Origin of the sequence: Chitinophaga sp. ARDCPP14, assembly GCF_051362515.1 — a bacterium.
Taxonomy (GTDB): Bacteria; Bacteroidota; Bacteroidia; order Chitinophagales; family Chitinophagaceae; genus Chitinophaga.
The window spans coordinates 194,909-214,746 of sequence record NZ_JBKIXB010000006.1 but is presented as its reverse complement, the minus strand read 5'-3'; the positions used below and the strand labels follow the sequence as shown (position 1 = coordinate 214,746).

Below are 19,838 nucleotides of genomic sequence, written 5' to 3'. Positions count from 1 at the left end.
TATTATTTTCAGCAAAATTCCGTCAATCATCTATGCCGGACAATAACGGAAAAACGATTCGCATAGAGTGGAATTTATCCCTATAGCCCGTTTAAGAACAATAAAGTACTTTTGAACCATGTATGTAAAAAAACTACCCATTACACTGAATTGCGGTCTCGACCTCGTGGGGGAAGTGCTCTACGGTAAATGGAAAGTGCGCCTGCTGTATTTCATCCATGAAGGGCATAAGCGCCCGAGTGAGCTACAGCGGAAGATTCCGGATGCTACACGCCGGGTATTGAACATCCAGCTCAACGAAATGGAAAAGCATGGCCTGGTGTCGAAGGTAGTGTTTGCACAGGCCCCGCCGAAGGTGGAGTATAGCCTTACTAAGCTGGGCGCATCCCTCATTCCAGTAATAAAAATTTTGGGAGAATGGGCAGATGCACACGAAGAAGTATTGAAAGAAGCGATCCTTCAGGAAGATCTGAAAAATTAAGCGCCACGCTGCTGGTCCGTCACTATTGTTTTGTTTTTTGTAAACGCGCTGATATCCGCATTCCACATTGTTTTCCGGTACATGGAAGCACTCATCCCTTTATATCTTTTAAAAAGCCTGTTTAAATGGCTTTCATCTGTAAACCCTAATTCATTTACAATTTCATTGATCCGCATATCGCTGTGGAGTAAGCGTGTTTCCACCATTTTTATTTTATAATGCTGGATATATTGCTGCAGCGTTTCGTCGGCCTGTTTTTTAAAGAATTTACCGAGATAATTGGGGGAGATATTAAAATACTGGCAGATGGCGCTCACCTTTAGTTGTTCCGGCTCATAGATATGCTCGTGGATATATTGGAAGATGTCGAGCGTTTTTTTATCGGCTACCGGGGTAAATTTATCGGGGAGCCTTTGCGCAATGGACCGGGCCACGAGAATGATAAGACTGTTCACCATCTGCTGAATCAATTCCTTGCTGTACAGATCACAGTGCTGGTATTCGGTTACCAGCGTTTCCACCATTGTTTTTGCCAGCATTTTATGTGGCTGGCTTGGCAGGACACAACCGGGTTCGTGGTTGGCGTGTTGCAGGATAAATTCCAGCCGTTTAATCCACGCTTCCCGCTCCCGCTCATTGCCGGAAAAAGCGGCCGACCTGATGTAGATATCATTAAAGCAGATCAACAACATCTTCGTGGGCGTAGTGATATGAAAGGTGGTCAGGTCTTCAGGGGTGATGAGCAGCAGGCGTCCCGGCACGTAATTAAATGTTTGCTGATTGATGGTCTCTTGCCCCGTACCTTCCATGATATAAATGAGCTCAAAAAAATTGCTCGTCCGCCGCTTCTCTTCACCTACTTCCAGCTCCTTATAAATGATTTCAAACGGATAATGCAGATTCTCTTTCATAAGTGCAAATATACCTAATAATGGCAAAATCATACCTAAAACAACCCATCTACCGGGTATAATTTTGCTATAACAAAAAACAGGAAATATGCATTTATCTGAATACGCCGGCTATGATGCCACAGGATTGGCAGCGCTGATTAAAGAAAAACAGGTGAGCCGGAAAGAGGTGGCGGAATGCGCGCTGGCCGCCATTCAACAGTTGAACCCGGTATTAAATGCCGTGGTGGAAGTTTACCCCGACCGGGCAGCACATTTACCGGAAAATACGGGTAGCGGCCCATTTGCGGGCGTCCCCTTTTTACTGAAAGACCTGGCAGCCTTTGAAGCAGGCCAGTATTACGAAATGGGGAGCCGCATTGCCAAAGGTATGAGGGCGCCGCATGATACCGAACTGGTAAAGCGGTACAAGGCCGCCGGCTTGCTCATCATGGGTCGTACCACCACACCTGAATTTGGCGGGTCTACCGACACGGCATCGCTGGCATCGGGCATTACCCGCAATCCCTGGCATACGGACTATTCCCCCGGTGGATCATCCGGTGGCTCCGCGGCTGCGGTGGCGGCGGGTATGGTTCCCATGGCGCACGCTACGGACCTGGCGGGATCTATCCGCATACCGGCTGCATTTAACGGGCTGGTAGGACTAAAGCCCAGCCGTAATCTCAATCCCGTAGGGCCGGACCGGGGACAATCCTTTTTCGGGTTGGCGGTGCAGCATGTGCTCACGCGCAGTGTGCGCGATTCCGCTGCTGCCCTGGACGCCACTGCCGGCCCCGCGCCCGGCGAATTCTACTACACACCGCCGGCAGCCTCGTATGTAGCTGCGTTAACACAGCCCCTGCCTGTATTGAACATCGCTTTCAACCTGCAGCCATGGCTGCCCGGAAGCGTTGACCCGGTTATAGTGAATGCCGTAAAAGCCGCAGCAGCGCTATGCGCCTCGCTGGGCCACCGGGTGGAAGAGCAACGCTTTGACCTGGAAGCGACGCAGCTTCTCGATTGCATCAAGACTATCTGGGGCGCCTATACGTTTTACGGCATCACACAGGTATCGCATGCCATGCAACGCAACATCTCCCCGCAAACGCTGGAAACCAGCACGCTGAGCGGCTATCAGGCAGGTCAGGCATTGTCTGCCGCAGACCTCATCAGGGCGGTAGAATACAGCAATACCGTATCACGGGCAGCAGGTAACTTCTACGAAGAGTACGATATTATGATCACCCCTTCCACCGCTATACAGGCGCCGTTAGCCGGCAGCATGAACGGCAATGCCGCGGACATCGACTGGCATAGCTGGGTGCAGGAAGTTTGTGCCGTTGCTCCCTTTGGGCAGGTATTCAATATTGCCGGTGTGCCGGCCATCAGCTTACCATTGGGTATGGGAGATAATGGCCTGCCTGTTGGCATTACCTTTTCGGCCCAAACAGGTAACGATGCGTTGCTGCTCCGGCTGGCAGCACAGCTGGAAGCCGCGGCGCCGTGGAGCGGACGTAAACCGGCCGTATATGCAGGTAACACTTTTTAACTTTTTGCTACCTTCGGAAAAAAAAGGTTATGATAGCATTCTTAGGCATGGGCCTCCTGGGGTCAAATTTCGTAAGGGCATTGATCGGCAAGGGTGAACAGGTACAGGTATGGAACCGTACCGCGTCGAAAGCGACAGCGCTGGAAGCATACGGCGCCAAAGTATTTCCGGAGGTAACCGCTGCGGTGCAAGGCGCAGACCGCATTCATCTTACCTTAAAAGATGATCATACTGTAAATGAAGTATTGGCGGCAGCAGCCACTGCACTTAAACCGGGAGCGGTGATCATTGATCATACCACCACTTCTGCCGAAGGCGCAGCTGCCAGAACAAAAGAATGGAAGGAACGCGGTTTTACTTACCTGCATGCACCGGTATTTATGGGTCCGGCAAATGCGCTGGACGGCACCGGTTACATGCTGGTTTCCGGCGATCAGGCAGTGATCAGCACATGGGAGCCTGCACTCTCCAAAATGACGGGGAAGGTGATCAATTTCGGCGATACGGCCGGTAAAGCTGCGGCCATGAAACTCATCGGAAACAGCTTCCTGGTGGGGCTCACTGCCGGTCTTGCTGATACCCTGTCGCTTGCCAAAGCACTGAACATTCCTTTGGGCGATGTAAGTACGTTATTTGATTCATGGAACCCCGGAGCGGCGTTGCCCGCACGCTTACAGCGTATGACTTCCGGTAACTATAACAGTCCTTCCTGGGAACTGAGCATGGCGCGGAAAGACACGCAGCTGTTTATAGATGCGGCAAAGAAAAGCGATGTTAAACTGGCGGTGTTGCCGGCTATTGCCGCTGAAATGGACCGGTGGATTGAGAAGGGACATGGCAATAACGACTGGACCGTGATAGGCAAGGACAGCATCTGAATAAAAAAAATATCATAAAAAAGCGGGCATCTCAGATATGAAATGCCCGCTTTTTTTATAGCGATATTTTATCAGTCTTGTTTCAATACTACTTTATACCCGGCAGGTACAAATGTTTCTGCTGTTGGTGAGGTGATTACCTGCAGGTTGATGCTGCCGGAAGCCGGGGCTGTGAGTTTATAATGGATCTCTGCTTCGCCTGCTTCTGTAAAAACAATGCTGGTTACTTTAACCGAATAGCCGGATGTAGGCTGGTTTTCCGCGGTGATAACGATGCTGTTCACTTTATCGTTCACCGGTGTGGAAGTAAAGCTTGCCGTTTCTTTTCCGTTATGTTCTGCTGCAGCGCTTTTATGCGATTGAATAAATGCAGCGGCCTTCTTCACCATTCCGGAAGCTTCTGTTTTGGTGATATATGCCTTTGGACGGTAGTTGCCATTTTCCAGTGCCACTACATTAAACTTGATCAATGTTTGCACGGCATTCATACCTCCGCTTACAAAAGACTTTTCATCTTTGATGTTGATAAACATCATATTCACGGGATACTGCCCGGTTGACTGGATCGCTTCATACAGCGCCAGGGCAAACTGTTCGCGGGTAGCCGGTGATTCCGGGTTTACGTCGCGCAGCGACTCCAGTCCGTTGACAGCCGCAATAATGAGCGAAGGTGCATACGATGCTTTATCGTTGGCCTTCTTAAAATAATCGGTGGCTTTGGGCGCTTTAATAAAACGGACGTTATCGATGTTCAGTCCGAGTCCTTTTACAATAAGATCAATACCCTTGCCGATAGAGATCCGTGACTGGGGCTTTGGAGCCGAAAATTCCGTGTTAGCTTTGTCTTTGCTGTGTACATCCCGGGGATGCAGGGTCAAAAGGAATAACGGTAATGCTACTGCCGTGTATAGATTCATAAAACAGGTGTTTAACGTACTGCGAAAGTAGGCATTTGTAACAAGATGCCATAAACGGGTGTGACATTATTCCTCAACTGTGTAATAATACCAACTAATAAATAATCCGGAAGGTGAGGTTTATTCTTGGTTGCAGGGGCCGGGCTGATTTCGGGATTCTGTGTTCCCAATGATGCTGCAGGTCCCCTTTCATAATTAACAGGGAACCGTTGCCCAATTTAAGTGAATACTTCTGCTGATGATCTTTCTTACTCCTGAAATCAAAGCTCCTGGCCTGTCCCAGGCTCAGGGAAGCAATATTGGGATGTTGTCCCAGTTCCTTTTCATTATCGCTGTGCCAGGCTACCGAATCATTTCCATCGCGGTAATAATTCAGCAATACGCTGTTGAAGTGCATATGGGTAAAGGCTTCTACCTTTTCCCGTAACGCACTCAGCGCAGGTGTCCAGGGAAATGGGTGCAGTTGTTTTTCCGACAGCCGGTAACTTTTCTGTGCATCGCCATACCAGGCGGTAAGCCGCGGGGTAAGCAGTACTTTATCTTTGATGGTGAGCGTGGTTTGTTTCCATGGCGCGGTGGCTATCAACTCATTCATCAGTGCCAGTGCGGGCCCTGTCTCCAGGAAATGCGGGTAATATTCCAGCAGGTTCTCCGGGAAGCGCAGGCTTTCGTTGTCATCAAAAAAACTTAACTGCGACATATACGGCACATAATTTAGTACGGTTAACGGTAGATAAATTTACATCAATTTTATGCCAGAAGGACCTTCCATAGTTATATTGAAAGAAGAGGCAGCCCGCTTTACCGGGAAGAAGGTGCTTATGGCCTCCGGCAACTCCAAAACAATTGATTTCAGCCGGATGACAGGGAAAAAGATCATCGCTTTTAAAAGCTGGGGCAAACATTTCCTGATCTGTTTTCCGGGCTTTGCAGTCCGCATTCACTTCCTGATGTTTGGCACTTACCGGATCAATGAAACCAAGGATATGCCTGCCCGTTTGCACCTGCAGTTTGCCAAAGGGGAACTGAATTTTTATACCTCTTCCATCCGGATCATAGAGGAGCCATTGGATGAAGTATACGACTGGAGCGCCGATGTGCTGAATGAAAGCTGGGATGCATCAAAGGCAATGGCTAAACTTAAAAAGATACCTGATGCCCTGGTTTGTGATGCCCTGCTAAACCAGGATATTTTTGCCGGCGTAGGGAATATTATCAAAAATGAAGTGTTGTTCCGTATCCGCGTGCATCCGCAAAGTTTGGTGGGAAAGCTGCCGTTGAAAAAGAAGAAGGAGCTGGTAAAGGAGGCAGTACAATACAGCTACGACTTTCTTGAATGGAAGAAAGCTTTTGTGCTGAAGAAGCACTGGCTCGCACATACGAAAAAGATTTGTCCGCGTTGTGAGATCCCGCTCATCAAAGCCTACCTGGGTAAAACCAACCGGCGGAGTTTTTTCTGTAACAACTGCCAGATACATTATGAGTAGGTGTTATGATACGTTTTATAGAAAGAATGAGGCAACCGGGATAACTCGCCTTGTGAAATAAAGATATATTGGCGTTTCATTATGCCACGTCACCACTCATTTATGAAATACTTTGCTATTGCTTCCTCGATATTGCTGGGTCTTACTTTACAGGCAGCGGCGCAGGGAAAAAAGAATACAGCGCCTGCACCACAGTATTATGGCAACCGGGCGCCGCTCCATCCTAAACCTTACTCCCTGCTTCCTTTGGGCGCTATTACGCCACAGGGATGGCTGCGTACCGTGCTGGTGCAGCAAAAGAATGGCGCTACCGGTCAGCTGGATAAATTGTACCCGCTGGTCATGAACCAGCGGAACGGATGGCTGGGCGGGGATGGCGACCAGTGGGAACGCGGCCCTTACTGGATCGACGGATTGCTGCCGCTGGCGTATCTCCTGAAAGATGAAGCGCTGATTGCAAAGGTAAAGCCCTGGGTGGAATGGTCTATCAAAAGCCAGCAACCCGACGGCTATTTTGGTCCGGCTAAAGACTATCCCGCTGAACCGGGGATTCAAAGGGATAACAGCCGCGATTGGTGGCCCAAGATGGTAATGCTGAAAGTGTTGAAGCAATATTATGATGCTACCGCTGATCCGCGGATCATTACACTCATGACCAACTACTTCCGGTACCAGTTGAAAGAGTTGCCGCAAAAGCCGCTGGACCACTGGACCTTCTGGGCGAAGTACCGCGCGGGTGATAACCTGATGGTGGTGTACTGGTTATATAATATTACGGGAGATGCGTTCCTGCTGGACCTTGCAGCCCTGATCCACAAGCAAACCTTCGACTATGCCGGCGCCTTTATGCATACCAACCTGTTATCGACCACAGGGAGTATTCATGGCGTAAACCTGGCCCAGGGCATAAAAGAGCCCATGATCTATTTCCAGCAGCAGCCCGACACGTTATACCCGCAGGCCACGGCCAAAGGGTTTGATGACCTCCGTACCTTCAATGGGATGGCGAATGGCCTTTATGGTGGTGATGAAGCCCTGCATGGCAATAATCCCACGCAGGGATCGGAGTTATGCAGCGCTGTAGAGATGATGTTTTCGCTTGAAAGTATCCTGGAGATAAGCGGCGATGTAAGGTATGCCGATCAGCTGGAGAAGATCGCGTTTAATGTATTGCCTTCGCAGATTACCGAAGACTTTATGAGCCGGCAGTATTTCCAGCAGGCCAACCAGGTGATGGCTACACGGCATATCCGCAACTTTGATGTAAACCACAGCGGTACGGATCTTTGTTACGGGTTGTTGTCCGGTTATCCCTGCTGCACCTCCAATATGCACCAGGGCTGGCCTAAGTTTGCACAAAACCTCTGGTATGCTACCGCCGACAGTGGCGTGGCAGCATTGGTGTATGCCCCCAGCGAAGTGAAGATAAATGTGGCCGGTCAAACGCCTGTTACGGTAAAGGAAGTCACTAATTACCCGTTTGAAGAAGCGGTTACTTTTACCGTTAATACACCCAAAAAAGTAAACTTCCCTTTTCACCTGCGGATACCTGCGTGGTGTAAAAAAGGGGTTATAAAGATCAATGGTAAAGTATGGCAGGAAGCTGCAGGCAACCAGGTAGTGAAGGTGGAAAGAACCTGGCAGCAAGGTGATGTAGTAGAACTGTTGTTGCCGATGCATATCTACCAGCAACACTGGTTTGAAAATTCATTATCAGTAGAACGCGGCCCGGTTACCTATGCGCTGCAGATAGGCGAGGAAGTGAGGGCGGTAAAAAACGATAAGGATCCCCTGGACTATGGCGCCGGTTACCTGGAAGTGCGGCCTACTACCCCATGGAACTACGCACTGATAGCCACTCCGGATGATCAGCTGGCAGCGCGTTACCGGGTAGAGCAACATGGCAGTAAGACTGGCTGGCCGTGGAGTCCCGGGCAGGTACCCATCTCCCTTAAAACAACCGCAAAAAGGATTCCTTCCTGGAAGTTATACAATGAGATGACCGGCCCCATTCCGTATAGCATTACCTATGGTATGGAAACAGGGGAAGAAGAAGAGATTACCTTGGTACCTTTTGGGTGTACTAAGTTGCGGATTTCACAATTCCCGGTGGTGAATGGCCGGTGACATCGCTAAGCAATGGCGGAGGATGGGGCGAGGGGTCGCTTAGGACCCGCCAGATGCGTGCAGAAAAGGTGGACTTGATGCGGTGATCAGTTGTTGTTGTGATGGTCTTTCGCTTTATGGCTGCGGGTGCCGTTACCGCTATGATATCCGCCGCCATGCAGCGTTTGTTCTGTATTGCATAGGTACCGTTGTAAGGTTGTACCTGTAGTATTACCAGCAGTGATCCTTTCCCCGGAAGGGTTGTTTCCAGTTCCGCGCCATTGAAGGGCTGGTTCAGATCAATGATAGCAGTGGCGGTATACATCTTCTCAATGCAGCGTTCCGTAAAACAGAGCCGTACCGCAATGGCTTTTACCACCAGGTGGGTGAAAGCTTCCTGTTGCGGTATTACCTGTGCAGGTATTTTCACGATGTTGTCCTGGATAACCGGTTGATCCGGGAAGAAGTATTCCAGGCCGCAATGCCGGTTAAACCGGAATCCTTTGACAGCATGCAGGTGATTTTTCCCTGCCGGAATAAGTGTTTTGTTCAGGCGGTTCACCAGTGATCCATCGGAATTGATGTCCAGGTGCGGAGTAATGGCCTGCCGGATCAGTTTACCTTTCCTGCTGGCGATGCCAAAATGGTGTGCTGCCTTTCGGGTAGCAGAAGTTTGCCGGACTGTTTCCGGCATAGTGCGGAGGAAGTAGGAGCCGTTTCGTTTGTAGCCGATAATGTTACCGAGCCTACCGGTGAACTGGAGCATCCCGGTTTGTTTTGCCATATGGGTTAACTTTTCCTGAAATTACGATAATCCGGAAAAAAAAACCTTCTCCCCTACTTTTTAAAATTATTTATTTTTCTGTTGCAGTTTTGTTTGCAGTCCTGTTTTGAGGTTGAGTTCCACTTCCTGTTTTGTTTCTGCTAAAACAAACAGGCTGCGGATCTTGTAGATATTATCCAGTTTGGATAGTTTGGTAAAATTAAATACTTCATAGGCTTCCATATCTGCGATGAGTACTTTGAGGAGGTAGTCGAACTGCCCGTTCATTTTATAGCACTCCATTACTTCGGGGAAGGTATTGATCTTTTGTTCAAACTCCGGAAACTTGTCCTGGCCGTGCTCTTTGAGGGTGATGCTGGTCCAGGCTACGAGATTTTTGCCCAGTTTATTTTTATTCAGTACAGCGATATAGCGTAAAATATACCCCTCTGCTTCAAGGCGCTTCACTCTTTCAAAAATAGAAGTAACCGACTTACCCAACCTCGCAGCAATCTCTTTATTCGTGGTCCTGGCGTCCTCCTGCAATATGTCCATTATACACATATCAATCTGGTCAGGTATAAAATTCATGGGCCGATTTTTCATCAAAAATAATGATACTGCTACTGATTTGATGAAAAAAAATCGGTGACATCCCCTTTTTTTAGTTTTGTTTTCGCTTTTATCCGGGTTGCCGCTATTCCATTTCTGCATGATCTAATTTGGTGTCATAGAAATCTAACCACGTTTGGAAGACAAAAAAATGTCCTTCCTCATTATTATTCACTAAACTCATTTTTACATGAGAGAGAGTATTGTACTGCCGCTCCACGCGGTGGGCATGGATGCTATTGCCTTAGTGGGCGGTAAATCTGCTTCGCTGGGCGAGATGATTGCCAATCTTTCAGAAGCAGGCGTAGCAGTTCCTTCCGGGTTTGCTATCACTACCAAAGCATACTATGAATTTATGAAGCAAAGCGGGCTCGAACAATTTATTGCCGAGCAGGTAGCCACGGTAGACTACAGCGACATCATCACCCTGCGCAGGGCCGGTCAGAAGATACGGCAGGCCATCAGCAGCACCCGGTTTCCGCATGAACTAAGCGAGGAAATCATTGCTGCGTATTATGCTTTATCGCAGCAATACGGGCAGGAACAAACCGATGTAGCCGTGCGCTCGTCTGCCACCGCGGAAGACCTTCCTGATGCCTCCTTTGCCGGTCAGCAGGAAACCTTTCTCAACGTAAGAGGCCCCGCAGCCCTGATTGATTCGGTAAGAAACTGTTTTGCCTCCCTGTTTACTGATCGCGCCATCAGCTATCGCCAGAACTTCGGCTATGACCATTTTAGTATAGGCTTATCCGTATGTGTGCAAAAAATGGTGCGGGCCGATCTTGGCGCCTCCGGGGTCGCTTTTTCGCTCGACACAGAATCCGGATTCAAAGAAGTGGTAGTGATCAACGGTTCTTTTGGATTGGGAGAAATGGTAGTACAGGGCGCCGTATCGCCGGATGAATTTATTGTATTCAAACCATGCATGAAGGATGGCTACATCCCTATCATTGAAAAGAAACTGGGTGTAAAGGATAAGAAAATGGTGTATGGCGAAAGCAGTGATGAAAGAACAAAGATCATCCCGGTAGAAAAAAAGCAGCAGCAACATTTTTGTTTAAGCGATGCCCAGATCATGCAGCTGGCTACCTGGGTGCGTTGTATTGAAACCTATTATTCTGAGAAAAAAGGCCGCTGGTGCCCGATGGATGTGGAATGGGCGGTAGACGGGCTTACCAATGATTTATACATTGTGCAGGCAAGGCCGGAAACCATTCATTCACGCAAAGATCATAACCTCATCACCACTTATGCGATCAACCATAACGGCACGCATCCCCGACAATTGCTGAAAGGCATCGCGGTGGGTGATAAAATTGCCGCCGGCAAAGTAAACATCCTCTTCTCCCTCGATAACCGCCTTATTACGGGCAGTGAATTCAAACCGGGCGACGTACTGGTTACCGACATGACTGATCCCGACTGGGAACCCATCATGAAAATGGCTTCTGCGATTGTTACCAATAAAGGCGGACGTACCTGTCATGCTGCGATAGTAGCCCGTGAAATGGGTATCCCTGCCATTGTTGGCTGCGGCGATGCTACCGAAAAATTAAACGCCGGGCAGGACATCACCGTGAGTTGCGCAGAAGGCAGCGATGGTATTGTATACGAAGGGATCCTGCCGTTCCGGGAAGATAAACTGGACCTGAGCACCCTGCCTTCCATCCGCACACCGCTGATGCTGAATGTAGGCTCTCCCGCCATGGCGTTCCAGTTTACACACCTGCCTAACAAAGGCGTGGGACTGGCCCGCGAAGAATTTATCATCAACAACTACATCAAGGCGCACCCGATGGCATTGCTGAAGCACAAGGAACTGAATGACCCTGAGCTGTCTGCGAAGATTGCGCAACTCATCCAGGGACATGCCAGCGAAACAGATTACTTCGTTGATAAACTGGCGTATGGTGTAGGAAAAATTGCCGCGGCTTTTTACCCGGAAAAAGTAATTGTCCGTTTCTCTGATTTTAAGAGTAATGAATACTTCAATTTATTAGGCGGTAAATACTTTGAGCCTACGGAAGAAAACCCGATGATAGGCTGGAGAGGCGCTTCCCGCTACTATTCCCCTGAATACAAACCAGCCTTTGAGCTGGAGTGTAAAGCGATCCTTAAAGTAAGGGAAACGATGGGATTAAAGAATGTGGTGGTGATGATCCCTTTCTGCCGGACCGTGGAAGAGCTTCAGCTGGTGCTGGCTACGATGGAGGAATTCGGGCTGCGCCGCGGCGAGCATGGACTGGAAGTATACCTGATGGCGGAACTGCCTTCCAACATTATGATGGCCGAAGAATTTTCTGCATACATAGACGGATTCTCGATCGGATCCAATGATCTGACACAGCTCACACTTGGTCTCGACAGGGATTCTTCCCTGGTGGCCAACCTTTATAACGAGCGTAACCCCGCAGTGCAACGGCTGATTGCGCACCTGATCAAGGTGGCTAAGCAACAGAATGTAAAGGTAGGGATCTGCGGGCAGGGACCGTCCGACTTTCCGGACTTCACCAGGTTCCTTGTTCAGCTGGGCATAGATAGTATTTCAGTTACACCAGATGCAATCATAAAAACGGTGATGGCGATTCATGAGGCGGAGAGGATTAGAAAAGAAGTACCCACTGGCGCCTGAGTAGTCCGGGTCCGGGGTTCAATTTAAAGATGGCCTGCCGGTTGGCGGGCCGTTTTTATTAAATGAGATAGTGTTACCGCTGCATATTAATCGCTTCCATAAACTGTTTCAGGTAAGCATCTCCAATCGGCACATGATGTTCTCCTGTGAATATCCGTTGCCGTTCTATGCTGTCTATTTTATCCAGGGAGATGATAAACGATTTATGCACCCGGAAAAAGCGGAAGGGCGCCAGGATGTCTTCAAAGCTGCGGAGGTTTTGTAACGTCAGGATCTTTTGCTTGTTAGTTTGTATGGCTACGTAGTTGCGGAGCGCTTCTACAAAAAGGATATCTTTTACATCCACCCGTACAATGCGTTTATCGGTGCGCACAAATATATAATCGGTGCCTGCAGGCTGCGATATAGCGGGCGCATTTTTCGCGAGCACCCGTTGTACGGTCCGCGCGAAACGCTCAAACGATACGGGTTTCAGGAGATAGTCCACTGCTTCGCGGTCGAAGCCTTCTACTGCATACTCATCGTAGGCAGAAACAATTACTACCTGTATACCGCGGGGTGCGAGCTGCATAAATTCTATGCCGCTGAGTTCCTGCATTTGTATATCCAGGAATACCAGGTCTACCGGCTCATTTTTTACAAATGCCAGTGCTTCCTGCGGATTGTGAAATGTTTTCAGTAGCTGCAGGTCCGGCGTTTTGTTGATGAAGGCTACCAACACCTGTGCGGCCAATGGCTCATCATCTACTACTATACACTTTACCGCCATATTATTACCAGTTGATCGTTAAGTTACTGAAATATTCTTCTTTCAAATCCTGAATTTCCAGGTGATGCCGGCCAGGATAGATCAGTTGTAAACGTTTCCTTACATTGTCCAGTCCTATGCCACCGGTTTTATCCCGTTGCTGGCCGGATATATAGTTGTGTACGCGGAATACCAGTCGCTGTTCATTACACATCATGGTAATGGTGACCGGCTTTTCCGGGCGATTACTCACGCCGTGTTTAAAAGCATTTTCCACGAAAGGCACCAGCAGCAGCGGTGCTATTTCCTTGCCGGGCAATTGTTCCGGCAAAGAAAAAATAACGCCTTCGTTGCAACCCGTGCGTATGCGCTGGAGTGTTACGAAGTCCTGCAAATAGCGTATTTCTTCCGTTATAGCAGCGCGGTAAGCAATATCTGAAGGCTGTTCTACCATATAGGCCAGCAGGTGGGTAAGCGTTTTATGGGCGCTTACTACTTCCGGTGAGTTCATCAGCGCCAGGGAATAGATGCTGTTCAGGCTGTTGATTAAAAAGTGCGAGTTGAGCTGCATCTTCAGAAAACCTGATTCTGCCTGCAGCTGCTGTTGCTGTAAAATGGCCCTGCGTTTATCTTCCTGTAACCACAAAATAAAAAACCGGTACGAGAAAGCGGCTAACACAATCATAGCGCCGCTCCACAGGTTACTGAGGAAATAATCCCCTGCGGAAATATACAGCTGTACTTTTTGCATATTCACATACCGGTAACCTGCATAAAGTATTTCCTGTCTGAAAAAATGATCCGCGATAAAATATTTCAATGCAATGCTTCCCAGGATGACCGGTACTACAGACAGCAACAGTTTTATCCAATTTGTTTTTTGTAGAAAGGCAGGAACTATCCAGCGTACATAAATATAAAACGGCAGGAAGTTAAACAACCCGAACAGGCCGGATTTGATGTTTAAATGGTGTAATTTCTCTGGTGTGAGCGGCCTCGCCAATAGCACATTAACACCATATACCGCCAGCATCCATACCAGCAATAAGAGCAACAGCTCCTGTATATTTTTGCGGGTACTATGCATATTCCGGGTACAATTTTATTTTATGTTGGGAGATGTGAACGGCTGTGAGCACCGGCGATACAGACAGCGCCACCGATTGTTCAACTATATGCAGTGCTATCATAATTCCGCCCGGCGTATCACCCAGTTGCTGCAGGTATTTTTCTGTGGTGTTCTGCAGCCGTAATGCCTCGATCATACCGCCGGGCTCCCCGGTGATGCGGAGGGTCAGCGGCTGATGGGGATGACAGATCCTGCGCAAATCCAGGTAGCGTTCATAGTTGAGCAGTTCTTTCTTAAAACTCACTTTATCTTTTTCCAGCGCTTTATCATACAGCATATATCTCAGCAAATCAGACAACAGCAGGATCGCTTTGGTTCCTTCTTTTTCGCGGGTTTGTTCATTTTCCAGTACCGGTGTGAGTTGCTGGAGATAGTGCAGCAGCTGCCTGGATCCATCCTGCATACGCTCATAACGGATGGCGGCTTGTGTGGCGGCGGTAGCGAGCAACCGGTCGCCGGGTGCGGTATTGCGCCATTGCAACAACAACCGGTAACCGTAGGCCAGCAGGGCTACTCCCATTCCTGTTTTGATGGTTTCCGGTGCGTACTCGACGAAGGTCATATATATTTTGGGGCGGCCAATAAAAGGGATCCCGCGGAGCAATACCTGGTCGGGGAAAAAGAAATAACCTACCATGTACTTAATAACAGCAAAAATAAAGATCGCTGCAAGGACATAAATGATCACTTTCCAGTGCTGTTTATATTGTACCGGGCGGGGAAGTAAACCGAAAACCAGCAGGTAAAACAGGTGGAAATTAATGCATCCGTACAGCACCAGCCGTACCAATGTCCATTTCATGGCAATGGGATAGGGCCAGCCTCCTTTCAGCTGCGGAAAACTATACAGCAGTATCACGGCCATGCAAACGGCCAGGTGAACAAAATAACGGTATGGTTTAATGTGTTGCATATACACTTACAACATTGAAGATAGCATTTGAAATAACGGTTTTGGCATAAAACGATATTTATTTTTTTCGTCCCTGTTATATGCCTGTTGGTACTTTATTATTACCGGAAAGTACCTGCTGCCGGCACTTTCCGGTGATTCGTGCTTTTGTGGCGGGGAAAATGTTTCATCCATGTAAAAAGAGGGAATGTACTGTTCCGCACCCGGTATGTCCATTATCCGGTGCAGCTGAAAACAGGATAAGTATCTTGGATTTTCATTTTTCTGAGACAGTCCGTATATCGCAAAAATCAACCAACCATTTGTATGAGAAAGTCATTTTTATTCCTGTTGTTGTGCATGTCCGGGGCGTCGGTATATGCACAGCAGGTACTAAAAGGAACCGTGAAGGATGCGGTTTCCCGCCAACCGGTTCCCGGCGCCACCGTAAAAGTAATTGGTTCGTCTAAAGGCGCCACCACCAATGAAAAAGGGGAATTTGAACTGAATGTTCCCGCCAATGCGCAACTGCAGATCTCCTCTGTAGGTTTTGAAAATGTAATTGTTGCTGCCAGTATTATCCAGGCTTCGCCGGTATGGTTGAAAATCAGGGCTATTAATCTCACGGATGCCGTGGTAGTGGGTTACGGCACCCAGCAAAGAGGCAAAGTAACCAACGCTATTTCCACCGTCAAAAGCGATGCTTTATCTCCTGAAAAAAACATTGCCAGCGATTTCGGGAAAGCGCTGACCGGCCGTGTAGCGGGCGTATTTGTTGCGTCTAAAGACGGAAGTCCGGGTGGCACACCCAATATCCTCATCCGCGGGGCGCAGTCGGTGAATGCGGCCAGCACCAATCCGCTGATTGTAATAGATGGTTTGATCGTAGAGGGAAGTACCATCTCTATCAACAATATTAATCCGCAGGATATTGAATCCATTGAGGTATTGAAAGATGCAGCATCAGCGGCCATTTATGGCGCCAGGGGCTCTACCGGTGTGATCATTGTTACCACCAAGAAGGGCAGGATGAACAGTAAGCCTGCTTTCAGCATCAATATGTACACGGGAGTGAACAATGTGCCTACTTCCCGGCATATGCTGAATACGGAAGAATACAGTTCCGCTTTCCTGGATGCCCGCAATAACCGTATTGGCGATATCAATACGTTGCTATCGGATCCCGGCAACCTCACGCCCGGCAAGATCAGCCAGCTGACCAACGAAAAACAAACCCTGCAAAGCCAGGTGAATGGCCTGCAAATGGCGGATCGCAGCACCGACTGGATAGACCGGGTTAAAAATAAAAATGCGCCGGTGAATAATATCCAGGCCAGTATGAGTGGTGGCGGCGACAGGAATAATTATTATATGTCACTGGGCCGTTATGCAGAAGAAGCCACCATTGGTACCGGCAATTTTGAAAGATATACAGGCCGCCTGGACGTAACCCAGCAGGTAAACAACTGGTTAAAGATAAATGGCAACATCAACATTACGCAATCAGTCAGGAAGAATTTCAATAACCCGTTGGTGGCCGCATTCAATGCACGGCCAGACACCCCGGCGGATCCGGTACTGAACCCAGATGGCTCGCTGGGTTATTATGTTGGTCAGCAGCAGCATCCGCTGGGTGTAATGATGGACAACAACAACAAAGACAGGAACAATGTATACCTGGGAGGTTTATCTGCAGATATTAAATTATTGCAGGACCTGTCGTTCCGCTCCTCTTTCAATGCCACTAAGTTCAATGATCTGAACACAGTGTTCTATCCTCCTACCGGCTACCTGGGGGCTTTTAACAAGGGCGTATTGAAAAACACCGGCGTGGATAATTTCTCTTATAATTTCGATAACTATTTCACCTATACGAAAAAGGTAAGCCGTTTGGGAATCAATGCCACCCTGGGTTACACGTTTTATAACAACCAGCTTAATTACTTTGGCTATGAGCTGAATGGTTTTCCTAAAATAGATGGTATTACCGGCGGAGGCGCTGGCAGCGCTTATGGCAGCGCATTTGCCATTGGCAGTAATAATAGCAGTAACAAAGAAGTATCTGACGCCTACTTTCTGCGCACGGGGCTCGATTGGGAAGGCAAATACCTCCTCAATGCCTCCATCCGCCGCGATGGTTCTTCCAAACTAAATGCGGGTAACCGGTATAGCTGGTTTCCTGCGGTATCGGCAGGATGGGATATAGCGCGTGAAAATTTCCTTTCCGGCAGCAGGTTGGTGAACCAGCTGAAAATCCGCAGCAGCTATGGCATCAGTGGCAATATCCGTCCGCTGGGATATTTTGATGCGCAGAATCTGCTTAACGCTACTTCTTACGTAAACAATCCGGCGTTGATGCTGACCACCGTTATAGGCAATCCGAATATCCGCTGGGAGCGAACCAAACAGATAGATGCCGGTATAGATGTATCGCTGCTGGGCAACAGGCTCACATTGGCAGCTGATTATTACAATAAAACCACCGATGGTTTAATGAGCAACAATGATATCTCCTGGATTTACGGCGCCAGCAGCATCCCGGATAACATAGGCAGTATCCGTAACTATGGCGCTGACCTGGAACTGGCGCTCAGCAGCCGTGCCGGGGCAGCGTTTTCGTGGAAAGTGGAAACCAATATGAATATCAACAGGAACCAGTTGCTGTCATTGAAAGACTCCCTTACTACTTATGGCGCCTATGTATTTGGCGGGCCTATGACAAAAGCCAAAGTGGGGCAATCGCTGGGCTCCGTGCAGGTGTATGAGTCGCTGGGGGTGGATCCTCAAACAGGTGATATGTTGTATAAGGATCAGAACAAGGATGGCAAATGGGATAACAATGATATGATCACCGTACCCGTGGCGCTGCCCACATTTACCGGTGGCACCAACATTACCCTGTCTTACAAAAACTTTACAATAGATGCGCTGTTCAACTATGTGGTGGGTAACAAGGTATATGATTTCTATGAGCAAACATTACGCAACTACAGCCCCGATTTTTACGGTGTAATGCCTAACAAATTTGATATCATCAATAAGCGCTGGAAGCAAAAGGGCGATATCACGGATGTGCCAAGGGCCATTACAGGGCCACATGGCGCCGGACAAACGGCCGACTGGAACTATCGTCCTTCCACACAATTTATCTACAATGCATCTTATGTGCGTTTGCGCAATATTTCCCTGAGCTATAACATTCCAACGGTAGTTTTAAGCAAGGTAAAGATCTCACGGGCACGCATCTACGCATCTGCCCAAAATGTATTTACCATCACGAAATATATTGGGTTTGATCCTGAAGCAGCCGCTAATAACGGTATTGTAAGTTCCAACCTGCCCAATCCGCGCGCAGCCGTTGTAGGTATAGATCTTTCATTCTAATCTGGCATCACATGAAAAAACATATTTTATTATATTTTACCGCTATAGCCGCCATCAGTTTTTCTGCCTGCAGTAAGCAACTGGACGAGGTGGCGCCCGATACGAAGATCGGCTTTTCACAACTCAGTAAAAACAACCTGCCGCTGGTGATCAACGGCGCCAAGCTGGCGCTCACCAACAACGGTTCCTTTTATCTTTATTATGCGTTCCAGGATATTATGAGCGACGACTTTCAATCGCTCACCTTCCCCACATACGACAACAATAACATCGCGCCCAATGATAATTCGTTGCCTGTAGCGTACCGGCAGCCTTACCAGTGTATTGCCAATGCCAACATGGTAATTCAATATGCCAACGGGTTTCCTGGCGACAGTACCATCAGTGCTGCGCTGGGAGAAGCGTACCTGTTACGTGCCTTCTCCTATATGCTGCTCTCTGAATGCTTTGGTGACGCTGCTATCATAAAAGGCGGGGAAGATCCCAAAAGCCGGCCGGCGCGCAGCCCGCTCACAGCAGTCAACCAGCTGATTGAAGCAGACCTGAAAGCAGCTGTTACGCTGCTGGCAGACTACACCAGCCCGGCAGCCGGGTCCAAACAGGCAGCGCAGCTGCTCCTGTCGAGGTTATACCTGAACCAGGGGCGTAATGATGAAGCGCTGGTCCAGGCAACAGCGGTGATCAGCTCCGGGAAGTTCAGCCTCCAATCTAGCTATACCGATATTTTCAAATCGCAGGTGAACAGTGCAGAAGCCGTGTATAAGATCAATGAAACCAGCACCAGTACCTTTTACGGACTGCCTGCGGTATTTGGTCCCGGTACTTACAACGGCGTGAATATGTCCGGTTCCGGCAACACCTGGGCCGACAGTAACCTTGTTAAATCCTATGAGCCGGCAGATGTGCGCAGAACTTGTTTCCTGCGTACCAAAGGCGCCGCTATCATAGACTCTGTATACTTTCTCACCAAGTTTCCTGCAGAAATTACGCCTTCGTATGTGGTTTGCCGTTATAGCGAAGCATTACTGATTGTAGCAGAAGCCAATGCACGGGAAGGCGTAACAGATGTAAGCATGTATAACCAGCTGCGTACGGCCCGTAAAGCCAGCACTGTCAGCAGCAGCGATTTCAGCAGCCCGGCCGCATTCCTTGCGATGATAGAACAGGAACGCCGCAGAGAGTTCATTGGCGAACGTTTAAGGTGGAGTGATATGCGCCGTTTTGGTAAAATGGATAGCTGGCTGCAATCGTTCGGGCAACCCATAACGCATGCTTTGATGCCGCTGCCTTCCAGGGAATTTTTCATCAATCCTGACCTGGCGCAGAATGCAGATTACAGTAAATAAAATATTAAAATAATAAATTAA

The 19,838-nt window shown here is 48.6% G+C and carries 16 protein-coding genes; 8 read left to right on the top strand and 8 right to left on the bottom strand.

Annotated elements, in window-relative coordinates; translation table 11 throughout:
* The first annotated feature begins 118 nt into the window (after positions 1-118).
* Positions 119-481 carry a winged helix-turn-helix transcriptional regulator gene (locus tag ACLHR0_RS18250; protein ID WP_436488469.1) on the top strand — a complete coding sequence of 121 codons (363 nt, stop codon included), beginning with the start codon at positions 119-121 and terminating at the stop codon, positions 479-481.
* Here ACLHR0_RS18250 and ACLHR0_RS18245 read toward each other — a convergent pair.
* Entirely contained in the window at positions 478-1,392 is a 915-nt protein-coding gene (locus ACLHR0_RS18245) for an AraC family transcriptional regulator (protein WP_436488467.1), read from the bottom strand. The two genes, ACLHR0_RS18250 and ACLHR0_RS18245, sit on opposite strands and share 4 nt — an antisense overlap.
* Before the next feature lie 88 nt (positions 1,393-1,480).
* Here ACLHR0_RS18245 and ACLHR0_RS18240 point away from each other — a divergent pair, with 88 nt between their 5' ends.
* Together ACLHR0_RS18240 and ACLHR0_RS18235 are read left to right on the top strand one after the other, a co-directional pair.
* The gene (locus tag ACLHR0_RS18240; protein WP_436488465.1) at positions 1,481-2,923 is read left to right on the top strand and encodes an amidase; all 1,443 of its coding nucleotides are present in this window, start codon (positions 1,481-1,483) and stop codon (positions 2,921-2,923) included.
* A 29-nt stretch (positions 2,924-2,952) separates the two neighbouring features.
* Positions 2,953-3,801 carry an NAD(P)-dependent oxidoreductase gene (locus ACLHR0_RS18235; protein WP_436488463.1) on the top strand — a complete coding sequence of 283 codons (849 nt, stop codon included), beginning with the start codon at positions 2,953-2,955 and terminating at the stop codon, positions 3,799-3,801.
* Positions 3,802-3,872: 71 nt separating this feature from the next.
* On the opposite strand, the gene ACLHR0_RS18230 is transcribed toward ACLHR0_RS18235, so the two are convergent.
* Both ACLHR0_RS18230 and ACLHR0_RS18225 read right to left on the bottom strand, forming a co-directional pair.
* The gene (locus tag ACLHR0_RS18230; protein WP_429046282.1) at positions 3,873-4,718 is read right to left on the bottom strand and encodes a protease complex subunit PrcB family protein; all 846 of its coding nucleotides are present in this window, start codon (positions 4,716-4,718) and stop codon (positions 3,873-3,875) included.
* Positions 4,719-4,812: 94 nt separating this feature from the next.
* Complete coding sequence (locus ACLHR0_RS18225) at positions 4,813-5,418, bottom strand: alpha-ketoglutarate-dependent dioxygenase AlkB family protein (RefSeq protein ID WP_436488461.1); 606 nt, start codon at positions 5,416-5,418, stop codon at positions 4,813-4,815.
* Between the two features lie 52 nt (positions 5,419-5,470).
* On the opposite strand from ACLHR0_RS18225, the gene ACLHR0_RS18220 reads away from it, so the two are divergent.
* Together ACLHR0_RS18220 and ACLHR0_RS18215 are read left to right on the top strand one after the other, a co-directional pair.
* Entirely contained in the window at positions 5,471-6,205 is a 735-nt protein-coding gene (locus ACLHR0_RS18220) for a DNA-formamidopyrimidine glycosylase family protein (protein WP_436488460.1), read from the top strand.
* A gap of 102 nt (positions 6,206-6,307) precedes the next feature.
* The gene (locus ACLHR0_RS18215; RefSeq protein WP_436488458.1) at positions 6,308-8,332 is read left to right on the top strand and encodes a beta-L-arabinofuranosidase domain-containing protein; all 2,025 of its coding nucleotides are present in this window, start codon (positions 6,308-6,310) and stop codon (positions 8,330-8,332) included.
* On the opposite strand, the gene ACLHR0_RS18210 is transcribed toward ACLHR0_RS18215, so the two are convergent.
* A complete protein-coding gene (locus ACLHR0_RS18210) occupies positions 8,289-9,095 on the bottom strand; it encodes a hypothetical protein (protein WP_436488456.1) in 807 nt (268 codons plus the stop codon). The two genes, ACLHR0_RS18215 and ACLHR0_RS18210, sit on opposite strands and share 44 nt — an antisense overlap.
* Before the next feature lie 66 nt (positions 9,096-9,161).
* Positions 9,162-9,665, bottom strand: coding sequence for an Lrp/AsnC family transcriptional regulator (locus ACLHR0_RS18205; RefSeq protein WP_370911640.1), 504 nt, complete (start codon positions 9,663-9,665; stop codon positions 9,162-9,164).
* 211 nt (positions 9,666-9,876) lie between these two features.
* Here ACLHR0_RS18205 and ppsA point away from each other — a divergent pair, with 211 nt between their 5' ends.
* Positions 9,877-12,318 carry a phosphoenolpyruvate synthase gene (gene ppsA, locus ACLHR0_RS18200; protein WP_429046277.1) on the top strand — a complete coding sequence of 814 codons (2,442 nt, stop codon included), beginning with the start codon at positions 9,877-9,879 and terminating at the stop codon, positions 12,316-12,318.
* A 73-nt stretch (positions 12,319-12,391) separates the two neighbouring features.
* Here ppsA and ACLHR0_RS18195 read toward each other — a convergent pair whose 3' ends face one another.
* From ACLHR0_RS18195 to ACLHR0_RS18185, 3 genes are read right to left on the bottom strand one after another with little or no spacing between them, the layout of a single operon-like run.
* Positions 12,392-13,087 (bottom strand): LytR/AlgR family response regulator transcription factor, encoded by a 696-nt coding sequence (locus ACLHR0_RS18195; protein WP_370911638.1) that lies wholly within the window; start codon positions 13,085-13,087, stop codon positions 12,392-12,394.
* A 4-nt stretch (positions 13,088-13,091) separates the two neighbouring features.
* Positions 13,092-14,153: a sensor histidine kinase gene (locus ACLHR0_RS18190; protein ID WP_436488454.1), complete on the bottom strand. Its 1,062-nt coding sequence runs from the start codon at positions 14,151-14,153 to the stop codon at positions 13,092-13,094.
* Positions 14,146-15,108 (bottom strand): hypothetical protein, encoded by a 963-nt coding sequence (locus ACLHR0_RS18185; RefSeq protein WP_429060849.1) that lies wholly within the window; start codon positions 15,106-15,108, stop codon positions 14,146-14,148. Before ACLHR0_RS18185 ends, ACLHR0_RS18190 begins: the two co-directional genes overlap by 8 nt.
* Before the next feature lie 306 nt (positions 15,109-15,414).
* On the opposite strand from ACLHR0_RS18185, the gene ACLHR0_RS18180 reads away from it, so the two are divergent.
* Positions 15,415-18,471, top strand: a complete 3,057-nt coding sequence (locus ACLHR0_RS18180; RefSeq protein ID WP_436488453.1) for a SusC/RagA family TonB-linked outer membrane protein — start codon at positions 15,415-15,417, stop codon at positions 18,469-18,471.
* Between the two features lie 11 nt (positions 18,472-18,482).
* Positions 18,483-19,817, top strand: a complete 1,335-nt coding sequence (locus tag ACLHR0_RS18175) for a RagB/SusD family nutrient uptake outer membrane protein (protein ID WP_436488450.1) — start codon at positions 18,483-18,485, stop codon at positions 19,815-19,817.
* Positions 19,818-19,838 lie beyond the last annotated feature (21 nt).